We start from the raw sequence: 10,391 nt of genomic DNA on the forward strand, positions 1-10,391 counted from the left end.
GTAATAAAAATAAAACACCGAGCCTTTTGCAAGCGCAATTTTTATATTGTAGGCGGGAGTTTACCTCGCGCAGGTTTTAGGTTTTAGGTTTTAGCAATGAGAAACTGTGTTTCTAACGTGAGTAAGCACTACGTCCACATTGATAATGTTGACGATGGTGTAACTAAAAAACCACCGTTATTGTTTTATTAAGCTCTTTAAGTTTTTACTGTACGTTCTACTTACCTTGAGTGTTTTTTCGTTATCTAACACCGCCATATATTCAGAATTACGTAATGGGTTGAGCTGTTTAATGTGGCTTAAATTAACAATCGTTGATTTATGTATGCGTAAGAAGTCTTCTGGCAGGGTATTTTTTTCAAGATCTTTTAAACGCGCTCGCATTACATGGGTTTCAGCCAGTGTATGAACACACATATAATCGCCTGCGGCATCAATCCATAAAATATCTTTAAACGGAATTATTTGAATTGGGTTTTTAGCATCTTGGATGACCAAGTTTTCGGCTTCAAATTTATACTCTGAGTTTTTTGAGCTTTCTAATTCTTGATGCTCGTTTTCTATCAGCGATTGGTGTACTTCAATCAATGTGTTTTTTCTGTGGAGTTGCTCTGTTTTTACTACTCTTTCTATGGCTTCTGATAGGCGAGCTAATTTAACGGGCTTGAGTAAGTAGTCAAGGGCTCTTACCTCAAATGCTTTAACGGCATGCTGGTGAAACGCAGTAACAAAAATAACCGCTGGGCAGCTTTCTGGTTGAAAATGTTTAATTAGTTCAAAGCCTGATTTTGTTGGCATTTCTATATCTAGAAAAACTAAATCAACGTCATGTTTGTTAAGTACGTTAATAGCTTCATCAACACTTTGTGCACTGCCAATCACTTCAATTTCAGCAAAGGCTTCTAAACGAATACGCAAGCCTTCAATAGCGCTGTATTCATCATCAACAAGTAATGTTTTTAATTGAATCATTATTGCAAACCATTAATAGGAAGAGAAATACAAAGCCATGCGCCGCCTGATTTGGCATTGCCTTTTTCAATGCGATGACTATTTCCATACATTAATTTTAAGCGTTGCTCGCAATTAGCCAAGCCAATGCCCCTTTTAGATTTTTTATTGTCGTCAAACCCTTTACCAGTATCTGCAACTTTAATGAGCAATGCGGATTTTGTTTTTTCAACATTAATTGTGATCACCATTTTTTGATCTGCTCGCATACCATGTTTTAACGCGTTTTCTACCAATGGTTGAATTAATAAAGAAGGTATTAATAAATCGTTGCATGGTTCATCAACGCTAATATTAACCTCTAACCGGTCGGCAAATCGACATTGCTCTATATCTAAGTAGGTTTTTAATATGGCAATTTCTTCTTTAATCGCTACTTTTTCAAGTGGATCGGTATACAAGCTATGGCGCAGTAGATCACAAAGCTTTTCGAGCATATTAACTGCCTGCAAACTTTCTTTTTTTAAGATTAAGGTGCAAATAGCATTAATGCTGTTAAACATAAAATGCGGATTAAGCTGATATCGAAGCATTTTTAGCTGTGACTCTTTCGCTAGGTGTGTCGCTTCAGCGGCTTTTTGAGTTTGCTCTAAATTGTCGAGATATATTTTGATCCCGTAATAAAAAGCAGTCCACGTTGAGAGCATAGTTAACGATGCAGACGTCCATGTACCAAAGTCAAACCATGTCATTGAAAGCCACCAATTGCCATATAACCACTGCAAAGACGCCCATTTAATTTGTGTCCAAATGAATGTGGCAGTTAACAGCAGCACCAGATGCAGTGCTATTTTAACTTTAATCCCTTGCCTATTTGAGCAGTTATAAGCCCTTCTTAAAAGTAAGGTGATTAAAAAGCCACACGCTACATCAATAATTAAATGCGGAATGTGTATCGACCATGGCTCGTCGCTTGGTATTTTTATCATTAGCTCGGTCAACATTGCATACACAATCCAACCGCAGCTCTGAAACAACCAGAAAAGATGACTTCTGGGATTTTTGGAATTCAAATTAATACGTCCAACTTTAAAGGCAGTTGAATAGCTTACTTATTATCAACTGCCTTTGCCTTATTTATTTTGAGCACGTGATTGATAATGCGTCATTATTAGGTTTTGCAGTCAACGCGATATCTGCAACTGCTAAACTTAAACGCTGAGCTGAAATACGAATTACATCTGACATGGTTTGTTCAATCAGTTCGCTATCGGCGCAATTGAGTGCGATTGATAAAGTATGCCAGCGCTTATCTACCATTGTTTTTTCAAACGATGAAAAATCAATACTTCTTAAACAGTTATCTAAATTACACATTACTTGTAACTGTGCACCTTGCTCTGGAGCTTTATCTAATCGCATTTTTAGCTCAAGGTAACCTGATTTAAATTTGCGTTCGAGTAGCGTAGGTTTTAAGTAACTTAGGCTAAGCGTTGCATCTGAGGATTGAGATTGCCACTTAAACTGCCTTGCATCCTCTTGATACGATAAATTAACCGATTGCATTAACAAACTTTTTTTATCGCCACTGGTGGCCGATGAACCACTAGTTAAAACCTTTGCTGTTGTATCGGCCAACGCCCATGTGACATTTTTAGCTAAACTTTTTACAAACAGTGGATGTGCATCGCTTTTAACGATTTTTTTAGGGCTCGTTGCTTCACTCACAATAGGCATATTTATTGCGTCATGATAAGTTAGCCCGTAGCCGTAGGCAAAGAGCGGGTCGTAATCTACATCCCCTAAGTTAAGGCTGAATTGATTGTCGTATTTAGGCCACGAAAAACTCAACTTACCGGTAAAATCAAACTGGCTGTTACCGTTTTTATCTGTTAATAATACGTCTGCAACCCCCTCACCCTCAGAGCCTGGTAACCATGCAGCAACAAAGGCATCCGATGCATTGAGCTCTTTACTGACCCAAAGCGGGCGACCACTTAAAAATACGGTAACTACCGGAATATTGTCTGCCTTAAGTTTTTTCAGCAGTGCAAGGGCATGTTTGCTTTCATCCTGAAACTCTAGCATTTCTATATCACCAAACCACTCAGCATAAGGCTCTTCACCAATAACAACAATGGCTACATCTGGCTTGGTTTTATATTCACCAGACTCACTTAAGCTTATTTCACCGCCTGCTTTTAATACTTGCGACTTTAAACCTGCATAAATAGAGGTCGCATTAGGAAAGTCACTATTGGTATTGTCTGTGCCCTGCCAAGAAACACTCCAGCCACCCGCTTGCATATTAATTGCATTCGCGCCTTTGCCGGCAACTAAGATGCGGCTACTCGCTTTGATTGGCAGCACGTTTTCGTTGTTTTTTAATAGAACGAGTGACTTACGAACCGCTTCTCTTGCTAACGTACGATGCTGGGAGGCACCTAACCACTGTGAGTGTTGTGATTCAGGTCGTGAAGATGGCTTTCCTTTAACAAAAACACCCCAGCGGATTTTAGCCCTTAAAAAACGTCTAACGGCATCGTTAATTCTTGATTCGGCTATTACACCGTCTTTCACTTGCTTAACAGTATTATGATAAAACGCTTCAAAATGCTCTGGTACCATAATCACATCAACGCCGGCGTTAATTGCTTGCGCACATTGCTCTAAATCGCAGCCTTCTACAAACTTGTGAGCATTCCAATCACTGACTACAAACCCATCAAAACCAAGTTGGTTTTTAAGTACATCCGTTAATAAGTGTTTATCGCCATGCACACGTTTGCCATTCCAACTATTAAAGGATGCCATCACTGATTGCACACCTTCATTAATAGCCGAAAAGTAACCTGCGCTATGAATATCTCTTAATCCTTTTTCATCGATAAGCGTATTTCCGCGATCAACGCCTCGCTCAGTGCCACCATCGCCCACAAAATGTTTTGCGGTGGCAATACGGTTACTGCCTTTTAAAAAGTCAGCGCCTATATCACCTTGAATACCTGTCACCATACTACCCGCATACAGCCTAACTAATTCAGGGTCTTCTGAGTAACTTTCATAGGTTCTGCCCCAGCGATCATCTCTGACTACAGCGACAGTAGGAGCAAAACTCCATTCAATCCCAGTGGCTGACACTTCTTTCGCTGTTGCTTGGCCTATGCGTTTAATTAAATCGGCATCATGCGCAGCTCCTAAGCCAATATTGTGCGGAAATAACGTAGCGCCATAAACATTGCTATGCCCATGCATGGCATCGGTTCCCCAAATAGTCGGTATTGCAATACCGTCTTTCGTTGAGTCCATTGATGCTAGGTACATTTCATCCGCATATTTTAACCATGTGGCCTGATCAGCGCGTTTGTCGCCATAGGGCGCTGTATTACCACCATTGAGGTATGAACCAAACCCATATTTACGCATTTGCTCAACACTTAAGTAACCAATTTCGGGCTGAATCATTTGTGCTACTTTTTGCTCTATGGTCATCTTTGCGAGCAGCTGTTCAATTTGCGCTTCTACAGCGGGATCGCGTTTGAGCTTAGTGTTCACATTCGGCCATTTTACCTGCACATTTTCAGCACTATATGAATACTGACATGTTAACGCGGCAACTAACGAAAATAGGCAACGTAATAATTTAGAATTTTTGATCTGAAACATTAAAAACCTTCGAGTAAAAATATCGTTTTAAAAAACATGAAGCGATTGATTTAATTTGGAATATATTCAATAAAATCATAATAGGCCCACGACGGACTGCCATAGTATTGACCTGGGAAGTAATAGCCTTCGGTTGAGTTATCACCATTCCATTGGTTAATCATTATTTTTGTATTATCCATCGGCCATGCATACGCGGGAATTTCATTTTCAGCTAAATGACCATCGCCATTGTCTTTGTAGAGCACTCTTAATGTTTGCTCATTTCCTTGAGCGTCGTACAAGTACCAACGAATCGAGTTGCTAGACCAATCAAAGCCAATAGTTAATAAGTTTTCTCTGTAATCAAGCCCAAACTGACTTAAGTCGATGTCCTTTTCCCAGCTTTGATAAGTGCCACCTTGCGGCTGATAAATCACATTGGTATGAACAACGTTCCCAAGGGAGGGTAAAAGCTCAATATCTATCTCTTGCCATGCTCTGCCGGGTGAATCCCACCACGATGTGTAAGTAAAAATGGAAGACACAGTGCCTTGTGTATTTCCTGACTTAACACTGCCTTGCACTTTGCCAAAGCCATAAAAATTATTACTTTGCAGCTCGGCACATGCGCCTTGCGATAATGAAAGCGTGATCCCCTGTTGGCTTGGGTTAATCATTGCAGGGGAAAATTCACAGCCAAAAGGCGAGCCATTGTCGCCACTTCGCGCATTCCAAATGGTATTATCGTAACCCCATGAAAAATTATCTTTAAAATAATTGGCATATGTAAAAGGTGAGATAAACACACAACCTGCAACTAACGAGCTAATAAGCTTAGTTTTCATTATTGATCCTTATTTAAATTGTACACCTCCCACAGTGGTATATTGACTGTGGGAAGTTTAATTGTGGTTAGGTTATCTAGAATGAAAAACCAGCTCTTACACCGTAATACCTTGGCATGCCAAAGCTGCCTTTTGGAATTCCTTTGCTAGTATTATTCCAATATTGAATAGTTTCATCAGAGGCATTATTAACGAATACTTCTGCGTACCAGCTTTGTCCTTGCGGCTCATATTTAATTGACGCGTTATAGACTGCAAATGCATCTCGGCTATCGTCAATGTATTTTGTCGCCTCGTCCGACACGCTAAAGTCCATATCATCTAAGTGTTTATCAACATTCCATACTGTTGAGTACGATTCATCTTTCCAGCTCGCATTAAGCCAACTATGGATAAAACCATATTCACCTAAATCAAATGTATGTGTGTAGCTGATGTTTGCCGTGAACTTAGGCGTCATCGCTAGGTTATTGCCTTTAAGATTGGTTGATAGCAGTGTATTTTCAGGATTTTTTGATTCCTCATAAGAAATATCAAAAAGATACTCAGCATCGTAATCCCACTTAGTATTCCAATCGTCCGTCACTTTGGCATCGGTCCAGGTTACATAACCGGTGATACGCCCGCTTGGATATGGCTTCCAATCAAACTCAAGCTCAATACCTTTGATTGTTGAACTAGGAACATTTTGTGTGTAATAAGCAATCACAGGCTTGTTTTGAAAATCAAGTACAGGCTCGCCATTGCTATCTAAAACGGGAGAGCCATCTTCATCTTCTACCACAGATAAGCGCTCTACGTTACCGATTGAGCCCACTGATGCGTATTGCATGTCGGTGTAATCTGTGTAGAAAAACGCGGCTTTTAAGTTTAATGAATTATCAAAAAAGCTCGATTTAGCGCCAAGCTCCCATGTAAGTACTTCTTCTGGGTCGAACTTAGTTTCAAAGCGTGTTACGTCACCCGTTCTATCATTTACGACTTCATATACATCACCAATTCCGCCGGCTTTAAAACCACTGGCAAGATAGGTATAAACCATCGTTTCAGGTGAAATGTCGTAGTCTAAACCAACACGAAAGTCATGATGCTGCCAACTTCCTTTATTATCGTTTGCAAAGTATGACGCATAAATTGAAGGATCTTCGTAGTAATCAACTGGTAAGTTATTTAGATCTGTTCTATTTAACCAACCAACAGCGCAACCATCGGCATTAGAGCAGCGGTATGTTTTGCCTCCTTTATCTTCTTTCGTTTCATCACTAAAACGATAACCAAGTGTTAGATGTAATTTTTCAGTTAAATTGTATGTACCTTGGCCAAACAAAGCGAATGCGTCTGTAGAGCGATCAGGTTGATCCCAAAAGGCTTTATCGTCCATTGGGTTATCGTAATAACCTAAGGTCGTGGTTTTTTCGTGGAAATAGTTAGCACCAACAATCCAAATAAAATCGCCGTATTCGTCAGATTGTAATTGCACTTCTGTAGAAAAAGATTCAGCACCAGTGCCATCTAAAAAGTACGTTGCCCCATCCCAAGGATCGAGGCCGACTTCGCTATCTTGTGCTGAAGAGCGTTCCATATCCTCATACCCAAGTAGCCATACAAGCGAATATTCATCACTGATATCGTAGTTAAGGGTATTTCTAAGGTAGGTGATATCTAAATTAAGCTTACCTGGCACATTTACAACAGCTTGATATGTATTGTCACTAGGTAAAAAGTTTGCGCAATCGCCGCCCAGCTCTTCACTTCTACCGCGAATTTTATCGCAATTAACTAAATCGAGATTATTGTTGCTGTTATTTACGTACTTTTGAAAAACGGTATGATTTGAAAAGCCACCATCTAACGGCTCCCAAAGCGTACTAATTCTGAAAGAGTATTCATTAGCGTTGTTATAAAAGTCGTCTTTTTCTGCGGGGGTTAATTGGCGAACTTTTTGCGCCTCTGGATTTGTGCCTGCACCATCAATCCACCAGTTTTCTCGCTGCGTGACTGTTTGGCCAATACCTTGATAAGAATCCTCTGAGATAACAGGAGCATTGAGTATATCGTCGCTTAATCGTCTTGAGTCGTATTGGTTAGGATCGTAGTAACCTTCAAGGTAAGAATCTCGTTTTAATCCTTTGCCAGAAAACCGTACTGCAAATTCGTCATTAATTGGAATATTAATTACGCCATCAATATTTTTGCTGTTGTATTTACCTGCTTCAACGTTCACATTGCCGTATAAGTGAGTAAACTCCGGTTTTGCTGAAATAACATTAATGCTACCAACTGTAGAGTTTCGACCAAATAGCGTGCCTTGTGGCCCCCTTAATGCCTCAACTCGTTCAATGTCATACATTAAAGCAAGTGCACCTTGCATTCTTGGTGAGTAAATACCATCAAGATGAACGCCAACAGCAGGGTCGCCAAGCTCGGTAATATTAGTAGAGCGTACACCACGCATAGAAATAACTGGAGCTGATTGATCCGTCGCTGTGGAGATATCTAACCCTGGCACTAGGTTAGCTATATCTTTAACGCTGTTAACCCCATTTTGTCTTAGTTCTGCTTCAGTCAATGCCGTAATGGCAACTGGGGTTTCCATAAGTCTAGTTTTACGTTTAGTTGCTGTTACAGAAATAATTTCTAACGAGCTAGCTTTTTTCTCTGGTGTTTGTATTTCTTCAGTGGAAGCCTCTTGAGCATGAAGTGGCATTGAGCAAGCCAATGCAACGGCTATTGATAATGCTGTTTTATTTATTGTGTGCATGTTCGACCTTTTGATGTGTGTGTGAACGTTAATTTTGTAACTTTTATGTAACAGCTTCACAGTATCCATAGGGTCTTTTTTGAATACTAGTCAAATACGCCAAAGCGAGTTAGATATAATACAAGCCGATATTAGAACGTATTGGATTAGAGTTTTTAAACAGTAGACCTTCAATTTTATGAACTCAAAGCGAACTTACGCCTTATTTTACAGTTTACTTTGAATAAAAAACCGACTTTCATCGGTTTATTTTCTATTAACCTAATTAGTAATAGAAATGCTAAGCGCAGGACGTATCTTGTAAGAGTGAACCTATGACCGTCTGATTCGTAGCTAGAAGAAGCGGCACTTCTACGTGAGTAAGCTCTTCGCCTACATTGAAAAGTTGGCGGTGGTATTATTTGTAGATCGTAGCTTAAAGGCGTTTAAATACTCATGGTGATTTTGGACTTCTCATTTACTCCTCTTTCACTTTTCTTTGTGCATTTTAGTTTTTAAGGGCGTTATTCACAAAGAGGTTAAGAGGCGCTGCGCTTTTAGAGAAGTGATTAAAACATTATAAATCAGAAGCTGCGCTTCTAACGTAAGCAAGCCCTACGTCTTGTATCTCTCATTGATAAATGATTAGCTATCATTTATCACATCGAAGTCAGTGAGCTTGCCTGTGCGTCTTGGAATTTTAACTGTGGTGTTTAGTTCGGTTTAACTGATAGCTGAAGACTTTCTCACACTTCAGGCATAAAAAAACCGACTTAATGTCGGCTTGTTTATGAAAGTGGTGGGCGCAGGACGTATCTTGTAAGAGTGAACCTCCGACTGCTTGTTCTCAATTCGCCTAAACCTACACTTCACTTTATTTCAGGCACAAAAAACCGACTTAATGTCGGCTTGTTTATGAAAGTGGTGGGCGCAGGACGTATCTTGTAAGAGTGAACCTCCGACTGCTTGGTTCTCAATTCGCCTAAACCTACACTTCACTTTATTTCACTTTATTTTAGGCACAAAAAAACCGACTTAATGTCGGCTTGTTTATGAAAGTGGTGGGCGCAGGAGGATTCGAACCTCCGACCGCTCGGTTCGTAGCCGAGTACTCTATCCAGCTGAGCTATGCACCCACTTTCATAGATTGCTTATTTAAACTCTAAGCAGAGCGTATTAATTCAGGCATAAAAAAACCGATTTCCATCGGCTTATTTTTCTTACACTTAAAAGTGTATGAAAACATGAAAGTGGTGGGCGCAGGAGGATTCGAACCTCCGACCGCTCGGTTCGTAGCCGAGTACTCTATCCAGCTGAGCTATGCACCCGCTTTCATTTTTACTATTACTTGTTTTTACTCTAAGTGAGAGTCTATAAAGTGGTGGGCGCAGGAGGATTCGAACCTCCGACCGCTCGGTTCGTAGCCGAGTACTCTATCCAGCTGAGCTATGCACCCACTTTATAGTTTACTTATTTTAACTCTAAGTAGAGCTTTTGCTTATTTAGACTCTAAGCGAGTTATTAAAGTATGGTGGGCGCAGGAGGATTCGAACCTCCGACCGCTCGGTTCGTAGCCGAGTACTCTATCCAGCTGAGCTATGCACCCATACTTTAAAATTTTACAAAACACGCCATTAAAAGAAATGGTGGAGAGGGAGGGATTCGAACCCTCGATAGAGCTACAAACTCTATACTCCCTTAGCAGGGGAGCTCCTTCGGCCACTCGGACACCTCTCCGTCTTGTGGGGCGTATAATAAAGATTTCAGAAAATATGTCAAACACTTTTCTACCAAAAACGACTATATGGTTACAGATTGCACATATGCTTGGTTTAAAAGTGTAATTAGTTTGAAATTTAAGCGGGTTACGTATTTTTATTTGAAGGATTAACACCTAGCACGGGAACTAAGTCATCAGTTAACTGAGCCAAATACTGTTCTTGGTAACCTAATTGTTGAAATTCAGCGATACAAGCACGGTAGTAAGCGTTTCGTTCTTGCTCTGATGTGCATTCTTCTGATAAATCATCTACTCGTTTGTCTTTCATACTATTATTCTAAGTCCTTTAAGAATCTATATTTAACTGCTAAATACCAGCAGTGTAAATTTCGTGCGTATTCTAGCTAAAATCTTTGTATAAACACAACATATGTTTAAAAAACAATCATACTAAAAAGTTATAGCACTGTTAGTTTTAATATCCTAG

Annotated in this window: 6 protein-coding genes and 5 tRNA genes; all 11 read right to left on the reverse strand. The window is 40.0% G+C overall.

Annotated elements, in window-relative coordinates:
• Positions 1–177 precede the first annotated feature (177 nt).
• Positions 178–972: a LytTR family DNA-binding domain-containing protein gene (locus GQR53_RS12985; protein ID WP_165744127.1), complete on the reverse strand. Its 795-nt coding sequence runs from the start codon at positions 970–972 to the stop codon at positions 178–180.
• Positions 972–1,955 (reverse strand): histidine kinase, encoded by a 984-nt coding sequence (locus tag GQR53_RS12990; protein WP_165744128.1) that lies wholly within the window; start codon positions 1,953–1,955, stop codon positions 972–974. The genes GQR53_RS12985 and GQR53_RS12990 overlap by 1 nt, the downstream gene beginning before the upstream one ends.
• Before the next feature lie 133 nt (positions 1,956–2,088).
• Positions 2,089–4,617 (reverse strand): glycoside hydrolase family 3 protein, encoded by a 2,529-nt coding sequence (locus GQR53_RS12995; RefSeq protein ID WP_165744129.1) that lies wholly within the window; start codon positions 4,615–4,617, stop codon positions 2,089–2,091.
• A gap of 50 nt (positions 4,618–4,667) precedes the next feature.
• Positions 4,668–5,444 carry a family 16 glycosylhydrolase gene (locus tag GQR53_RS13000; RefSeq protein WP_165744130.1) on the reverse strand — a complete coding sequence of 259 codons (777 nt, stop codon included), beginning with the start codon at positions 5,442–5,444 and terminating at the stop codon, positions 4,668–4,670.
• A 76-nt stretch (positions 5,445–5,520) separates the two neighbouring features.
• Positions 5,521–8,205: a TonB-dependent receptor gene (locus GQR53_RS13005; RefSeq protein WP_165744131.1), complete on the reverse strand. Its 2,685-nt coding sequence runs from the start codon at positions 8,203–8,205 to the stop codon at positions 5,521–5,523.
• A gap of 1,038 nt (positions 8,206–9,243) precedes the next feature.
• Positions 9,244–9,320 (reverse strand) — tRNA-Arg (locus GQR53_RS13010).
• 115 nt (positions 9,321–9,435) lie between these two features.
• A tRNA-Arg gene (locus tag GQR53_RS13015) sits at positions 9,436–9,512 on the reverse strand.
• Between the two features lie 51 nt (positions 9,513–9,563).
• Positions 9,564–9,640, reverse strand: a tRNA-Arg gene (locus GQR53_RS13020).
• Positions 9,641–9,713: 73 nt separating this feature from the next.
• Positions 9,714–9,790 (reverse strand) — tRNA-Arg (locus GQR53_RS13025).
• 38 nt (positions 9,791–9,828) lie between these two features.
• A tRNA-Ser gene (locus GQR53_RS13030) sits at positions 9,829–9,921 on the reverse strand.
• 128 nt (positions 9,922–10,049) lie between these two features.
• Positions 10,050–10,232, reverse strand: coding sequence for a hypothetical protein (locus tag GQR53_RS13035; protein WP_010553261.1), 183 nt, complete (start codon positions 10,230–10,232; stop codon positions 10,050–10,052).
• Between the last annotated feature and the right edge of the window lie 159 nt (positions 10,233–10,391).

Origin of the sequence: Pseudoalteromonas sp. Z9A6 (assembly GCF_011378805.1) — a bacterium.
Lineage (GTDB): Bacteria > Pseudomonadota > Gammaproteobacteria > Enterobacterales > Alteromonadaceae > Pseudoalteromonas > Pseudoalteromonas distincta.

Coding starts and splice junctions, on each gene's coding strand:
- GQR53_RS12985 (WP_165744127.1), bottom strand. CDS start 972: ATGATTCAATTAAAAACATTACTTGTTGATGATGAATACAGCGCTATT.
- GQR53_RS12990 (WP_165744128.1), bottom strand. CDS start 1,955: ATGTTGACCGAGCTAATGATAAAAATACCAAGCGACGAGCCATGGTCG.
- GQR53_RS12995 (WP_165744129.1), bottom strand. CDS start 4,617: ATGTTTCAGATCAAAAATTCTAAATTATTACGTTGCCTATTTTCGTTA.
- GQR53_RS13000 (WP_165744130.1), bottom strand. CDS start 5,444: ATGAAAACTAAGCTTATTAGCTCGTTAGTTGCAGGTTGTGTGTTTATC.
- GQR53_RS13005 (WP_165744131.1), bottom strand. CDS start 8,205: ATGCACACAATAAATAAAACAGCATTATCAATAGCCGTTGCATTGGCT.
- GQR53_RS13035 (WP_010553261.1), bottom strand. CDS start 10,232: ATGAAAGACAAACGAGTAGATGATTTATCAGAAGAATGCACATCAGAG.